Raw genomic sequence first — 14,150 nt, forward strand, 5'->3', positions numbered from 1 at the left:
CGATCGCAGCAACGAAGGTGCGCGGATGAGCAGGGCTGGAACCTTGCCGACCGCCGTCGTCGATCTCGCGATGCGCCTGGGTGTGCGGCCCGCGGCGCATTCCCCATGCGTCAGCCTGACCCAGACCGGACACATGAGGCGGTCGCTCCAGTCCGACTCCTGGATGGCGCTCAAGGCCTTCCAAACCATCGCGACGGACCGTTGCGCGTTCGACTGGCGCGCCAAGGTCGGGCCGTTCGGCCTGATCTCCGGACGCGACGCGCTGCAGGATGGCGCCGGGCGGTTCGACATTACTGCGCTCGGGGTCATTCCGCTCGCTCGGGCGCAGCACACGCCAGCGCTCGTGCGCGGCGAGTTGATGCGCTACCTCGCCGAGATCGCATGGGCGCCGCAGGCCATCCTCGACAATCCCGAACTGCGCTGGCGGGTCGACGGCCCCGACACCCTGTCGGTCAGCGCGGGTATCGGGGCGACGGCGTCGGAAGTCATCCTCGGGCTGGATAGCGACGGACGGATAACGACGGCTTTCGCGCCGGATCGCCCCCGCTCGGCAACCCCGCCGATCCTCCCGACCCCGTGGCATGGCCGGTTCTCCGACTATCGGCTGGTCGATACGATCTGGCTGCCGATGGCGGCCGAGGTCGCGTGGAGTCTCGGAGCGAAGGAAATCGTCTACTGGCGATGCCAGGTGAAAAGCTGGCACGCGGACGTCCGAAAAGCCGACCGCGATCGATCGAAGCGCAACGAGATGACAGGAACCCCATGAGCCGAATTGCCAACCACAGCCTGCGCGACAGGATCATGAGCGCCGCCGACGCCGCATCGCTGATCGCATCGGGATCGACGGTCGGCCTGAGCGGTTTTACCGGCTCGGGTTATCCCAAGGCGGTGCCGATGGCGCTCGCCGCACGGATCGAGGCCGAGCACGCCGCGGGCGATGCGTTCCAGATTCGCGTCTGGACCGGCGCGTCGACCGGGCCCGAACTCGACGGCGCGCTGGCCAAGGCGGACGGCATCGAATTTCGCCTGCCGTATAATTCCGATCCGATCGCGCGCGAGAAGATCAATCGCGGCGAGATGGAGTATTTCGACATGCACCTGAGCCAGGTCGCGCCGATGGCGTGGCAGGGCTTCTTGGGACCGCTCGATACCGCCGTGGTCGAGGTGTCGGGCATCCGCGCCGACGGATCGCTGATCCCCTCTTCGTCGGTCGGCAACAACAAGACCTGGCTCGATCGCGCCGACCAGATCATCCTCGAGGTTAATCGCTGGCAGAACCCCGCGCTGGAGGGGATGCACGATATCTATTACGGTACCGCGCTGCCGCCGCACCGCGTGCCGATCCCGCTGGTGCGGCCCGACGACCGGATCGGCGACGCCTATTTTCGGGTCGATCCCGCCAAGGTCGTCGCGATCGTCGAGACCGAAGCCCCCGACCGCAACCTGCCGTTCGCCGCGCCCGATGCGTCGGCACACGCGATCGCTGGCCACCTGATCGAGTTCTTCCGTCACGAGGTCGCACGCGGACGCCTTCCTGCCTCGCTGCTGCCGTTACAGTCGGGCGTCGGCAACATCGCGAACGCGGTACTGACAGGCCTCGTCAACGGACCGTTCGACGCCATGACCTCCTATACCGAGGTCATTCAGGACGGGATGCTCGACCTGCTCGATTCCGGCAAGCTGCGGATGGCGTCGGCAACCGCCTTCTCGCTGAGCCCCGAGGCGGCGGCGCGGTTGAACGCGGACATGGGTGCGTATCGCGACCGCATGATCCTGCGCCCGCAGGAGATCAGCAACCATCCCGAACTGATCCGCAGGCTCGGCTGCCTGGCGATGAACGGGCTGATCGAGGCGGATATCTACGGCAACGTCAATTCGACGCACATCATGGGATCGCGGATCCAGAACGGCATCGGCGGCTCGGGCGATTTCGCGCGAAACGCCTATGTCTCGATCTTCATGACGCCGTCGACCGCAAGGAACGGCGACATCTCCGCGATCGTGCCGCAGGCGAGCCATGTCGACCATATCAGCCAGGACGTCCAGGTGCTGGTGACCGAACAGGGCCTGGCCGACCTGCGCGGCCTGAGCCCCAAGCAGCGTGCCGCGGTTATTATCGAAAATTGCGCGCATCCCGATTACCGCCTTGCACTCGCGGACTATTACCGGCGCGCGCGAGAAGGCTCGTACGGGCAGCAAACGCCGACTTTACCGGGCGAGGCGCTGTCGTGGCATCAGCGGTTCCTCGATACGGGTACGATGCGGATGTGACGGGCGTCGCGGCTACAACCGCACCGCGTCACGCCTCAGCGCGTCGGGCAGAACCGTGAACGACGACGGGGCCAGCGCCGCGGCCGCGAGCCTCTGCGACAACAGCATGCCCGTCGCAACGCCAAGCGCGGGCCGCCGCCGCTCGCGTTCGATTTCTCCCTCGCGCCGGACGATCAGGTGCGCCAGATCCTGCGTGCGCCGCATGTCGATAGTCATGCGGCCATTCGGGCGGAGATCGCCCTTCCAAGCCAGCCAGGCGTCCGCCGGTAGCGTTGGCAACTACGTGTTTCCCGACGCTGCGGGGGCAACGGCTTTGCGACTAGCACCGGGTGCAACGCCATCGACGGCGCACACTCGCAAAGGGACATCAAGATGGTCGAACGCGTCAGCGAGCGGGCACAGGTCACGCAAACACCCTCGGTCGTGTCCTGGGATACCGACCTGACGACGCGCGACGGCTATGTCTTCCACGTCCGCGCTGCGTCGCCCGCCGATGAACCGGCGCTCGGCGAATTCTTCGAGCATGTCGACAGGGAAGACCTTCGGTTCCGGTTCCTCAGCGCGATCCACAAGGTCGGCCACGACCAGCTTCTCGCGCTGGTTACGGTCGATCACGAGCATACCGAGAACTTCCTCGCCTTCGATCCCGCCACGAACCGGATCGTCGCGACGGCAATGCTCGCCGCCGACGAGGGCCTGACCCGCGCCGAAGTCGCAATCGCGATCCGCACCGACTTCAAACGCCGCGGGATCAGCTGGACCCTGCTCGATCACGTCGCGGCGTTCGCCCGCGCTAAAGGCATCATGACGCTGGAATCGATCGAGAGCCGCGACAATCACCAGGCAATCGACCTCGAACGCGAACGCGGCTGGATCGCGTCCGCTTGCCCGGGCGATCCCGCGTCGATGATGCTGCGGATGACGATATCAGCCTGACGGCGCCTACAGCTCAGCGCCTCGGAATAGGTCCCGGTCCTGACGGCCGGCCCGACCCATGTCGAGACGAGCGTTGCGGCCGGTTGTTTCGCCATGCCGCACAGGATCACGCGCGCCGGACTCAGCGCGCTGCGGCAGTTTCGGCCTTCGACGACCGGCGGTCTCCGTGCTGAAGCCGTCGGGCGAACGTCAGTGCGAGCGAGAAGCGGTACGGCAGCGGCGCATCGTCATAATAATATCCGATCGAAAGGTGTCGCCGACAACGGCTGTCGGCCAGGCGCGGTCGATCGCGTCGCCTCACCGATCAGGCGTCCGATTGCACGGCCTTCTTCGCATTGGGGCGCCGAGCGGTCCGAAGAACAGCAAGGCTGCGCTGCAACCAAGCATACGAGCTTTGACGGCGAAGCGACGAGCACCGTCAGCAACGGCAGCGCCGCTCCCGCCGCGACGCTTGCCGCCAACGCGAAGGGCGTCCGGAGAGGCCGCGCCCTCGAGTCCGACGGGGCGTTCAGTTCGTCGCTCGCGAATTGGGCGGTCTCGGTGTCCGCATGCGCGCTGATCGAGACATGTTCGGCCACCGCCATCGACATCGCGCCTGCGACCACTCCGACCGTTGCAGGGATGACGATGGCGCTAGTCTCGCCAGCGGTATGCGCAAACGCCGCCGCAACGCCGATGACCAGGCTCGCGGTCGAGACGGACTCGTCGTTTGCGCCGAGCAGCGCCGCGCGCAGCCAACCGGACCGTCGGCAACGTGGCGGATGCGATACGACGTCGGCGCGCGCAACTCAGGCGATCTCGAGCATGTTCTCGACGTTCACCGCGCCCGGCGCCGCCCACGCGGTGCGCTCAGCGACCATCCGGTCGTGCGGCGAGTCGACCGATCCGGTAAGTCGCACGGTGCCCCCGTCGACGGACACCTTGATCGTGTCGCCGTCGAAGAACCATGAGCGGTGCAGCGCCGTCCGGATGTCGTTGCTGACGTCGGTCACGTCGACGCGCGGCTTGAGCGTGACGTGATTGATCACGCCGACGACGCCCGCGAGCGGCCGCACCGCCGCCTCGGCCGCGTCCTTCTGGAAATGCCAGCACACTTCGCCGCGCAGGCTGACCCAGCCGTCCTCGACCTGTGCCCTGATGCTGTCGTGCGGCACGGTCGTATCCCACGAGAGCCGCTCGACGATCGCGCTGGCGATGGCCTCGTCCCCGCGCTTGAAGCGATCTTCCAGCTGGACTTCGATCTCCTCGGCCACCGCCTTGACGCCGTCTACCCGCGCCGCGGCACGTTCGGCGGCGTATTTCGCGGCGTAGCTGCCGGCGTGGCCACTCAACGTGACGACACCGTTGGTCGCGGTGACACCGATATGCCCGGCGGGGACGCTCGGGTCCCAGTTGAGTTCGGCGAGCACGGCTTTCTGCAATCGGGCGTCGTGGGACATCACACTCTCCTCAGGCGACGCGGGGAAACCCGGCCGATGACCCCAAACCTACCGACCGGCCCGGTCGCGGACAGCGTCGGGAACTACGCATCTGCGGCGCTTATGCGTAGTTCCCGATCCTTACCCAGGTCCGCCCGAACGCCGAAAGCTCGGCGAAAGAGGGAGACCGCGCATGACCTATTCGACCCTGATGGTGCATCTCGACGGCGGCCGCGCCAACGCCGCGTTGCTCGACGTCGCCGCGACGCTCGCCGACCAGTACGGCGCCGCGGTGATCGGCATCGCTGCTTGCCAGCCGGTGCCGATCGGGTCGTGCGACGGCTATCTCGGCGGTGAATATGCGGTGATCGAACGCGATATCGTTGCCGACGAACTCGCCCGCGCCAAGACCGAATTCCACGCGCACGAACGGCTCGCGCACCACGTGCTTGAATGGCGGTCGATCCCGACGATCGTCAACATCGCGCACGTCGTTGCGGAGAATGCGCGGGCCGCGGACCTCGTCATCACCAGCGCCGGGCCCGGGTTCGCCGACCTCGCGACGCATGCCGACACCGGTGACCTCATCCTCCGTGCGGGCCGCCCGGTGCTGGTCGTCCCCGACGGCGCCACCACCGCGACCTTCGCGACCGTCATGGTCGCGTGGACCGATACACGCGAGTGCCGCCGGGCGATCAGCGATGCGCTGCCCATGCTCCAGGCCGCCGACCGCGTCGTGATCGTCGAGGTCGCGATCGACGCGACCCACGCGCGAGGACCGGTCGACGACGTCACCGCATGGCTCGCACGCCACGGCGTCGATGCGGACAAAATGGTCGCTCGGATGAAGGGGACCAGCATCGACACGCTTGCCGGGATCGCGAACGAGGTCGATGCCGACCTCGTCGTCGCGGGCGCCTATGGCCATAGCCGGATCCGCGAATGGGCGTTCGGCGGGGTCACCCGCGACCTGCTGCTGCGCGACCGGCGCTGCACGTTGCTGTCGCACTGAGCCATGACCGTTTCCACGATCGGCAAGTATCTCGTCCCGGTTGCCAAGGCGAACCCAAGACTAATCGTTGGCGCCACGATCCTGGCGGCGATCGTGATCATAGAAGGACTATTAGCATATAGCGGGTCTTTGGCTTAACATGCGTCATGTTCCGAACGAGGGTATCATAGTATTGCCCCCTGCCGGATCGGACCAGTGTGTCGAACAAGGCCCGCGTCTCAATGACTTGCCTCTGCGTTCCCCGAGCAACCGCACCGCCCGCATGATCGCGTCGCAGTCTCCGCACGATACCGGGTCCCAGGCGGTGGCGCGCGGCGATGCAGCGCTCGCCGAGGAACTGGGGCTGCTGATCGACGGCGCGACGACCTACGCGATCTACATGCTTGATCCCCGCGGCCGCGTGACGATCTGGAACCGCGGCGCCGAGCGGATCAAGGGCTGGGCCGAGGCGGAAATCATCGGCCGCGATTTCGCGATCTTCTACCCTGCCGACGATATCGTCGCGGGAAAACCAAAGGCCGACCTCGCCCGCGCGCATGACTGCGGCCGGATCGAGGAGGAAAGCTGGCGGGTCCGCAAGGACGGCTCGGAATTCCTCGCGCACGTGACGATCACCGCACTGCATGACGACGCGGGCGCACTGCGCGGGTTCGGCAAGGTGATCCGCGACATCACGCACGACAAGGCCGCCGAAGCCGCGATCGTCCGCCGCGAACATCACCTCCGCTCGATCCTCAACACCGTCCCCGACGCGATGATCGTGATGAACGAGAACGGCATCGTCGCCTCGTTCAGCGCGGCGGCCGAACTCGTCTTCGGCTATGCGGCGAGCGAGGTGATCGGCCAGAACGTCGCGATGCTGATGCCGCAGACCGAAGCGCGCGACCATGACGCGCACCTGCGCAAATACCGCCACACCGGCGAGCGCCACGTCATCGGCAACGTCAGGCTCGAACGTGCGATGCGCAAAGGGGGGGAGACGTTTCCGATCGAACTCGCGGTTGGTGAGGCGTCGATCGCGGGCGAACGCATCTTTACCGGCTTCATCCGCGACCTCACCAACCGCCAGGCGACCGAACGCCGCCTCCACGAACTTCAGTCCGAACTCGTCCATGTTTCCCGTGTCAGCGCCATGGGCACCATGGCCTCGACGCTCGCGCACGAGATCAACCAGCCGCTGACCGCGATCGCCAACTACCTCGAGGCGACGCGGGCGATGATCGACGGCAGCGATGACCCGTTGCTGGCCGACATCGCCGAAGCGGTGGAACTGGCCGCGGCGCAATCGTTGAGGGCGGGCACGATCGTCCGCCGGCTGCGCGCATTCGTCGATGGCGGCGATACCGGGTTCCGGGACGAACGCCTCGACCTGCTCGTCGAGGAGGCGACCAGCCTTGGCCTGCTCGGCGCGCACGAAGCGGGCGTGACCGTCGTCAACACCGCGCCGCCAAGCCCGGTCCTCGTCCGCGTCGATCGCATTCAGATCCAGCAGGTGCTGGTCAACCTCATCCGCAACGCGATCCAGTCGATGGCCGTCTCGCCGATCCGCACGCTTTCGATCGCCACCGCGTCCGAGCGTGAGGGTTGGGTGCAGATCACCGTCGCGGATACCGGCTCCGGCATCGACAGCCAAGTTCGCGCGCGGCTGTTCGAAGCGTTCGCGACCACCAAGGAAGACGGCATGGGCCTCGGCCTGTCGATCTGCCGGACGATCGTCGAGGCGCATGGCGGCCGAATCTGGGCGGAGGGTGTCGCTACGGGCGGCACCGCGTTCCACTTCACCGTGCCGCTCGCCGCCCTACAGGAAGGCGACACCGATGACTGACCTACTCCGCACAGTCCACATCGTCGACGACGACGAGGCGATCCGCCAGTCGGTCGGCTTCCTGCTGCGCAAGGCGGGGTATGCGGTCGAAACCTATCCGGCGGGCACGCACTTCCTGAAGTCCGTGACGCGCGAAACACGCGGTTGCGTGTTGCTGGACGTCCGCATGCCCGATCTCGACGGGCTGGAGGTACAGGCGCGCCTGGCACAGACCGGTATCGCGCTGCCCGTCATCATGCTGACCGGCCACGGCGACGTCACGCTCGCGGTCCGAGCGATCAAGGCGGGTGCGATCGAGTTCCTCGAAAAACCGTTCGAGCGCAGCGTCTTGCTCGCCGCGATCGAGACAGCACTGGCGCACGCGGCACGGTCCGACCGCGATCACCTCGCCGCCGCGGACGCACTCGTTCGGCTTGCCGCCCTCACCCCGCGCGAACGCGACGTGCTCGATGGCATGGTGCTGGGCCGCCCCAACAAGCTGATCGCCTACGACCTCGACATCGCCACCCGCACCGTCGAAGTGCACCGCGCCAATCTGATGGAAAAGCTGGCCGCACGCAGCCTGTCGGACGTCCTGCGCATCGCGTTTTCGGCAGGACTTGGCGAGACCGCAGAACCGGCCTGAGCTCCTGCACGCCCTCGTCTTCTACGTAGAGACGTGGCGCGGGGCGCGTGCCATCGAAGGTCGCAACGAGGACCGCCCGATGACCGACCAATCTACGCAATCCCATGACGGCATCGGCGTTTCGCTGGTCGATGGCGATCCCGCGATCCGCCGCGCGCGCCAGATCATGCTGTTGTCGGAACGCTACGACGTGCGCTCGTACGCGACCAGTGCGGCGCTGCTCGCCGATCCGCGCTCGCGTGATTTCCCGTGTATAATCGTGGACGTCGAAAGCGCAGACGGCAGCGGGTTGGAAACCTTGCACGCGATGCGCGCCTCCGGCTGGCACGGTAAAGCGATCCTGCTCGACGGCTCCGTTCCACCGGCTGCGCTGATCCATGCCGCCGAGCGACACGGCGATCGCATCCTCGACCGCACCACCGGCGACGCCCCCCTGCCTCACCGCGATCGCTGCCTCGATCGACCGCGGCTGGTCCGGTTGGAACGCCGAAAGGTAAGCCGCGCGCACTGCCCCTTCTTTACCAAGGACGTTCCCATGCCCACCACTGACCCATTCCACGAAGACCCCGACACCGCGCCCGTCCCGCGCGACGAGGGACGGGCCTTCCTGGTCGGCGGCGGGATCGCGTCGCTCGCGGCGGCTGCGTTCCTGATCCGCGACGGCGACATGCGTGGCGCGGATATCACGATCATCGACGAGGGTGCGCTGCTCGGCGGCAGCCTCGACGGCGGTGGATCGGCGGAGAACGGCTATTCGTTGCGCGGGGGGCGGATGCTGGAATCAAAATACCTCTGTACCTTCGATCTGTTCGCCTCGATCCCGACGGTGGCGGGCGACAAGACCGTCACCGAGGATATCTTCGACTGGAACGCGGTGATGAAGACGTCGTCGCACTCCCGGTTGTTCTCGGGTGGCAAGCGCCACGTCGCTCCCGAATTTGGCCTGACGAGCCATCAAATCCACGGACTCGAACGGCTCGCGATCACGCCCGAAGCGATCCTCGACCGTTCGAGCATCGCCGACCAGTTCGACTCAGGCTTCTTCAAGACCAATTTCTGGCTGATGTGGTGCACGACGTTCGCGTTCCAGCCGTGGCACAGCGCGGTCGAGTTCAAGCGCTATCTGCTCCGCTTCGCGCACATGGTTGGCGGCTTCAACCGGCTCGAGGGGATCATGCGGACGCGGCTCAACCAGTATGACTCGCTGGTTCGCCCGCTCCACGCCTGGCTCGTCGCGCGCGGCGTGCGCTTCCGGATGAACACGGTCGTCACCGATCTGCGCCTCGCCGACGAAGACGGAATGACCGTCGTCCGCGGCATCCGCATCGCCGAGGGTGCGAAGACGAGCGAGATCCGGGTCGATACCGACGACTACGTGCTGCTCACGCTCGGCTCGATGACCGAGGGCTCAAGCCTCGGATCGATGGACGCCGCCCCAGACCTGCTCGGCGCGAACGCCGGCGGCGGATGGGCGTTGTGGAAGAAACTCGCGGACGGGCGGCCGCAATTCGGCAGGCCGGCGGTCTTCACCGAAGACGTCGACCGATCGAAATGGGTGTCGTTCACGGCCACGTTGCAAGACGCGACCCTGCTCGCGCTGATCCAGGACGCGACGGGCAATGTCCCCGGCGAGGGCGGGCTGATCACCTTCCCCGAGTCGAGCTGGCTCGCCTCGATCGTCATTCCGTACCAGCCGCATTTCCTCGGCCAGCCCAACGACGTCGCAGTGTTCTGGGGATACGGGCTGACGGTCGATGCGCCCGGCGATTTCGTAAGAAAACCGATGGCGGACTGCACCGGTCGCGAAATCATGATCGAGATCCTGGGCCATCTCGGCATCGTCGCGGAGGCCGACACGATCCTTTCCAACGCGATCTGCATCCCCTGCATGATGCCGTTCATCACGAGCCAGTTCATGCCGAGACGGCACGGCGACCGGCCGGACGTCATACCGGCCGACACCGCCAACCTCGCGGTCATCGGCCAATATTGCGAACTCCCCGACGACTGCGTCTTCACCGTCGAATATTCGGTGCGGTCCGCACAGACCGCGGTGTACGCGCTGCTCGGCCTGCGTCGATCACCGCCCGCGGTCTACAGGGGGGCGTTCGATCCGCGCGTGCTTTTGAAGGGGTTCGTCGCGCTCCACGATCTCACACCCGCCAGCACGCACGGTAGGTAGTTCCCGACGCTGGTGCCGCCGCATCCCGATCGTACGGTTTGGCAACGTTCCTTGACCGAGGATCACGCCATGAAGTTCAGCCATTCGATCGTCGCCGTGTTCGACGACCACGCCCAGGCCGATGCCGCGGTGAAGGCGCTTGCCGCGTCGGGGTTCGGGCTGCGGCGGTTGAGCATCGTCGGCAAAGGCTATCACAGCGACCAGACCGCGACGGGGTTCTACAACAGCGGCGACCGGATCCGCTTCTGGGGGTCGCGCGGCGCGCTCTGGGGCGGCCTGTGGGGGCTGTTCATGGGCGGACTCTACGCGACCGTTCCTGTCGTCGGCGGGGTCGTTCTGCTCGGACATCTGGCGGCAACGGTGATCGCGGCGATCGAGGGCGGGGTCGTACTTGGCGGCACTGGCGCGCTGGTCGCGGCGCTCGCCAGCCTCGGCATCCCCGAGGACTCGATCCTAACCTACGAGACCGATATCGTCGCAGACGGGTTCTTGGTGATGGCACACGGCAGCGAAGCGGAAATGGAGCGGGCCAAACTGGTGCTGGAACCGCTCGGCCCGCGCCGGATCACGGTCCACCATGACCACGGCAATACGTCGCCGCATACGCAACTGACCGGCGAACTGCCTATCGCCGAGCCGGTCGCCTGACGCAGGGCGAGCCGCCCTTCTGGACCAAGGCGACCAACGCGCTGCTGGCCGAGCTCGAAACGTCGCGTGACGGACTTGCCGAGAGTGAAGCAACGCGGCGCCTTGCGCGCTATGGCCCGAACAGCGACAGCGCAGAGAGGCATACCGGCCCTGTACGGGCGATCGCGCGGCGGTTGCTAGAGCCGCTGTCGTTGATTCTGCTCGCCGCCGGGCTCGTCTCTGCGGCGACCGGCGATGCGGTCGGCGGGTCGATCATCGTCGTGATCCTCGGCTTTTCGGTACTGCTCGACACCTATCAGGAGGGACAGGCCACCCACGCCGCGACGGTCCTGCGCCAGTCGGTCGCTGTGTCCGCGCGCGTCCGCCGCGACGGCGCGTTCCGCACAGTGGCCGTCGAAGCGGTCGTGCCCGGCGACATCGTCGAAGTGCGCGCCGGCGACATCATTCCCGCCGACGCGCTGATCCTGAACAGCACCGCGTTCACCGCGAACGAGGCCGCGCTGACCGGCGAACCCTATCCGGTCGACAAGCGCGTCGGCATCGTCCCGGCAACCACCGCCGCCGAAGCCTCAAGAATCGCGTCTAAATTCGACGGTCTTGAACGGCGGCAGCCAGTGTACTAGGTAGTACACATCGAGTGAGACGGCGACTCCGGTTTGGCAAGAGAGTTGGCGTGCCACCATCGCAGGCGGTCCGTCCTGGACGCATGCCAGGACCGAAGGAATTGCCGCATGTCGGGCACGAACGTGAAGAATGGCTGGATTACCAAGGCTTGGCTCGCCGTCTTGGGGACCGTCATCGTGCTGGCCGGACTCGTCTTCACGATCGGCGGCGCCAAGCTCGCGACGCTCGGCGGCAGTCTGTATTTCGTCGTCGCAGGCATCGCCCTGCTCACGTCCGGCATCCTGATCGCGCGCCGTCGCCCGGCCGGTGCGCTCGTCTTCGGCGCCACGTTCCTGGTCACGATCGCCTGGGCGCTGTGGGAAGTCGGCTTCACCTATTGGCCGCTGATCTCGCGCCTGCTGGCGATGAGCGTCGGCGCGACCGTGGTCGCCGCATCCTATCCTTTGCTCCGCCTCGCCAGCGGACGTCTGCCCGCATGGCGCCGCGCCTTGGGGGTCACCGCCGTGCTCGCGCTCGCATCGGCCGGCGGTGCCGCGGCGATGTTCGTGCCGCATGCCACGGTCGCCTTCGCCGGCGCCGAAAACCCGTTGATCCCGGTCGACGCGGCGCATGAGCAGAAGAACTGGGAAGCATACGGCAACACGACCGGCGGCAGCCGCTTCGTCGCGCTCGACCAGATCAACCGCGACACCGTGAAGAATTTGAAGGTCGCCTGGACCTACCACACCGGCGACATCGCGGTCAGCGACGGCAACGGCGCCGAGGACCAGGATACGCCGCTGCAAGTCGGCGATACCGTGTTCATCTGCACGCCGCACAACAACGTCATCGCGCTCGACGCCGATACCGGCCGCGAGAAGTGGAAGACGATCATCAACGCCCGCGCCTCGGTGTGGATGCGGTGCCGCGGGCTCGCCTATTTCGACGTCCATGCGCCGCTCCAGCAGCCCAGCGTCCCCGGCGCCACGCCGGTCACCGCCGTCACCGTGCCGACCGGCGCCGTGTGCCAGCGCCGCATCCTGATGAACACGATCAATGCCGAGCTGGTCGCGCTCGATGCCGACACCGGCAAGTTCTGCCCAGGCTTCGGCACCAACGGCAAGACCGACCTCAAGGCCGGACTCGGCGATGCGCCTGATCCGAAATATCAGCTGACCTCCGCGCCGACGCTCGCCGGCACGACGGTCATCGTCGGCGGCCGCGTTGCCGACAACGTCCAGACCGACATGCCGGGCGGCGTGATGCGCGGCTTCGACGTCATCACCGGCAAGCTGCGCTGGGCATTCGATCCGGGCAACCCCGCGATCACCGGCATGCCTGCCGCCGGCAAGACCTACACGCGCTCGACGCCCAACGTCTGGGCGGCGATGTCGTACGACCCCGCCTCCAACACCGTGTTTATGCCGGTCGGCAGCGCCTCGGTCGATCTCTACGGCGTCACCCGCAGCGCGCTCGACCACACCTATGGCGCGTCGATGCTCGCGCTCGATGCGACCACCGGCCGTGAGAAGTGGCATTTTCAAACCGTCCACAACGATCTGTGGGACTTCGACCTGCCGATGCAGCCGTCGTTCGTCGATTTCCCGGTCAACGGCCGCAAGGTACCGGCGCTGGTGTTCGGCACGAAGGCCGGGCAGCTCTACGTGCTCGACCGCGTCACCGGCCGGCCGCTGACCAAGGTCGCCAACGTCCCCGTCAAGGCCGCCAATATCCCGAACGAACCCTATGCGCTTAGCCAGCCACGCTCGGTCGGCATGCCGCAGATCGGCGCGGGCACGCTGACCGAGGCGGACATGTGGGGCGCCACGCCGTTCGATCAGCTGCTGTGCCGCATCGCCTTCAAGGGGATGCGTTACGAAGGGCTCTACACCGCGCCCGGCACCGACAAGTCGCTCAGCTTCCCGGGCTCGCTTGGTGGCATGAACTGGGGCGGGCTCTCGACCGATCCGACCACCAACACGATCTTCGCCAACGACATGCGGCTTGGCCTGTGGGTACGCATGATCCAGCAGCCCACCGCCAACCAGGCCGGCCCGGACAAGACCCACAACAAGCACGCGCTCGCGGCGACCGGCGGCGAGGCGACCAACACAGGCATGGGCAGCGTACCGCTCAAGGGCACGCCCTATTCGGTGATCAAGGACCGCTTCCTGTCGGCGCTCGGTGTCCCCTGTCAGGCGCCGCCCTACGGCACGCTGACCGCGATCGACATGACGACCCGCCAGATCAAATGGCAGGTTCCGGTCGGCACGGTCCGCGATACCGGCCCGATGGGCATCCGCATGGGCCTGCCGATCCCGATCGGCCTGCCGACGCTGGGTGGCACGCTGGCAACGCAGGGCGGTCTCGTCTTCATCGCTGGCACGCAGGATTATTATCTGCGCGCGTTCAACTCGGCGAACGGCCATGAAGCGTGGAAGGCCCGCCTCCCGGTCGGCAGCCAGGGCGGACCGATGAGCTACAAATCGCCGAGGACCGGCAAGCAGTATGTCGTGATCACCGCCGGTGGCGCGCGTCAGTCGCCCGACCGCGGCGACTATGTGATCGCCTACGCGCTGTAATTATTGGGGGCGAGACACCCTCGCCCCCTTTCTGCCGCGCTCGTTTCA

Annotated in this window: 13 protein-coding genes; 10 read left to right on the forward strand and 3 right to left on the reverse strand. The window is 66.7% G+C overall.

The genetic code is table 11. The features are described from left to right. Positions 1 to 25: 25 nt before the first annotated feature. Positions 26 to 766, forward strand: a complete 741-nt coding sequence (locus tag SJY41_RS06450; RefSeq protein ID WP_380780101.1) for a DUF6920 family protein — start codon at positions 26 to 28, stop codon at positions 764 to 766. Further along, positions 763 to 2,271, forward strand: coding sequence for an acetyl-CoA hydrolase/transferase family protein (locus tag SJY41_RS06455; RefSeq protein WP_380780104.1), 1,509 nt, complete (start codon positions 763 to 765; stop codon positions 2,269 to 2,271). The genes SJY41_RS06450 and SJY41_RS06455 overlap by 4 nt, the downstream gene beginning before the upstream one ends. Before the next feature lie 12 nt (positions 2,272 to 2,283). Here SJY41_RS06455 and SJY41_RS06460 read toward each other — a convergent pair whose 3' ends face one another. Next, entirely contained in the window at positions 2,284 to 2,487 is a 204-nt protein-coding gene (locus tag SJY41_RS06460; RefSeq protein WP_380780106.1) for a hypothetical protein, read from the reverse strand. 156 nt (positions 2,488 to 2,643) lie between these two features. Between SJY41_RS06460 and SJY41_RS06465 the strand changes: the two genes are divergently transcribed. Further along, complete coding sequence (locus SJY41_RS06465) at positions 2,644 to 3,207, forward strand: GNAT family N-acetyltransferase (protein WP_380780108.1); 564 nt, start codon at positions 2,644 to 2,646, stop codon at positions 3,205 to 3,207. A 227-nt stretch (positions 3,208 to 3,434) separates the two neighbouring features. Here SJY41_RS06465 and SJY41_RS06470 read toward each other — a convergent pair whose 3' ends face one another. Together SJY41_RS06470 and SJY41_RS06475 are read right to left on the reverse strand one after the other, a co-directional pair. Next, entirely contained in the window at positions 3,435 to 3,941 is a 507-nt protein-coding gene (locus tag SJY41_RS06470) for a VIT1/CCC1 transporter family protein (protein WP_380784073.1), read from the reverse strand. A gap of 54 nt (positions 3,942 to 3,995) precedes the next feature. Then, positions 3,996 to 4,646 carry a BON domain-containing protein gene (locus SJY41_RS06475; RefSeq protein WP_380780109.1) on the reverse strand — a complete coding sequence of 217 codons (651 nt, stop codon included), beginning with the start codon at positions 4,644 to 4,646 and terminating at the stop codon, positions 3,996 to 3,998. 172 nt (positions 4,647 to 4,818) lie between these two features. Between SJY41_RS06475 and SJY41_RS06480 the strand changes: the two genes are divergently transcribed. The 7 genes from SJY41_RS06480 (at position 4,819) to SJY41_RS06510 (ending at position 14,102) form a co-directional block, all read left to right on the forward strand. Continuing rightward, positions 4,819 to 5,637, forward strand: coding sequence for a universal stress protein (locus tag SJY41_RS06480; RefSeq protein ID WP_380780111.1), 819 nt, complete (start codon positions 4,819 to 4,821; stop codon positions 5,635 to 5,637). Between the two features lie 262 nt (positions 5,638 to 5,899). Then, positions 5,900 to 7,462 carry a PAS domain S-box protein gene (locus tag SJY41_RS06485; RefSeq protein ID WP_380780113.1) on the forward strand — a complete coding sequence of 521 codons (1,563 nt, stop codon included), beginning with the start codon at positions 5,900 to 5,902 and terminating at the stop codon, positions 7,460 to 7,462. Beyond that, complete coding sequence (locus tag SJY41_RS06490; protein ID WP_380780115.1) at positions 7,455 to 8,087, forward strand: response regulator transcription factor; 633 nt, start codon at positions 7,455 to 7,457, stop codon at positions 8,085 to 8,087. Before SJY41_RS06485 ends, SJY41_RS06490 begins: the two co-directional genes overlap by 8 nt. Before the next feature lie 79 nt (positions 8,088 to 8,166). Further along, entirely contained in the window at positions 8,167 to 10,269 is a 2,103-nt protein-coding gene (locus SJY41_RS06495; RefSeq protein WP_380780117.1) for an oleate hydratase, read from the forward strand. Between the two features lie 69 nt (positions 10,270 to 10,338). After that, the gene (locus tag SJY41_RS06500) at positions 10,339 to 10,917 is read left to right on the forward strand and encodes a general stress protein (RefSeq protein WP_380780121.1); all 579 of its coding nucleotides are present in this window, start codon (positions 10,339 to 10,341) and stop codon (positions 10,915 to 10,917) included. Next, entirely contained in the window at positions 10,914 to 11,540 is a 627-nt protein-coding gene (locus SJY41_RS06505) for a cation-transporting P-type ATPase (protein WP_380784074.1), read from the forward strand. Before SJY41_RS06500 ends, SJY41_RS06505 begins: the two co-directional genes overlap by 4 nt. Before the next feature lie 108 nt (positions 11,541 to 11,648). Continuing rightward, positions 11,649 to 14,102: a membrane-bound PQQ-dependent dehydrogenase, glucose/quinate/shikimate family gene (locus tag SJY41_RS06510; RefSeq protein ID WP_380780123.1), complete on the forward strand. Its 2,454-nt coding sequence runs from the start codon at positions 11,649 to 11,651 to the stop codon at positions 14,100 to 14,102. The last annotated feature ends 48 nt before the right edge of the window (positions 14,103 to 14,150 follow it).

Origin of the sequence: Sphingomonas sp. R86520 (genome assembly GCF_042466285.1) — a bacterium.
In the GTDB taxonomy this organism is placed as follows: domain Bacteria; phylum Pseudomonadota; class Alphaproteobacteria; order Sphingomonadales; family Sphingomonadaceae; genus Sphingomonas.

What these genes read in the sequence shown, in the direction of transcription:
- SJY41_RS06455 (WP_380780104.1), top strand. Translation starts at nt 763, where the DNA reads ATGAGCCGAATTGCCAACCACAGCCTGCGCGACAGGATCATGAGCGCC.
- SJY41_RS06475 (WP_380780109.1), bottom strand. Translation starts at nt 4,646, where the DNA reads ATGTCCCACGACGCCCGATTGCAGAAAGCCGTGCTCGCCGAACTCAAC.
- SJY41_RS06450 (WP_380780101.1), top strand. Translation starts at nt 26, where the DNA reads ATGAGCAGGGCTGGAACCTTGCCGACCGCCGTCGTCGATCTCGCGATG.
- SJY41_RS06500 (WP_380780121.1), top strand. Translation starts at nt 10,339, where the DNA reads ATGAAGTTCAGCCATTCGATCGTCGCCGTGTTCGACGACCACGCCCAG.
- SJY41_RS06495 (WP_380780117.1), top strand. Translation starts at nt 8,167, where the DNA reads ATGACCGACCAATCTACGCAATCCCATGACGGCATCGGCGTTTCGCTG.
- SJY41_RS06465 (WP_380780108.1), top strand. Translation starts at nt 2,644, where the DNA reads ATGGTCGAACGCGTCAGCGAGCGGGCACAGGTCACGCAAACACCCTCG.
- SJY41_RS06490 (WP_380780115.1), top strand. Translation starts at nt 7,455, where the DNA reads ATGACTGACCTACTCCGCACAGTCCACATCGTCGACGACGACGAGGCG.
- SJY41_RS06480 (WP_380780111.1), top strand. Translation starts at nt 4,819, where the DNA reads ATGACCTATTCGACCCTGATGGTGCATCTCGACGGCGGCCGCGCCAAC.
- SJY41_RS06510 (WP_380780123.1), top strand. Translation starts at nt 11,649, where the DNA reads ATGTCGGGCACGAACGTGAAGAATGGCTGGATTACCAAGGCTTGGCTC.
- SJY41_RS06460 (WP_380780106.1), bottom strand. Translation starts at nt 2,487, where the DNA reads ATGACTATCGACATGCGGCGCACGCAGGATCTGGCGCACCTGATCGTC.
- SJY41_RS06485 (WP_380780113.1), top strand. Translation starts at nt 5,900, where the DNA reads ATGATCGCGTCGCAGTCTCCGCACGATACCGGGTCCCAGGCGGTGGCG.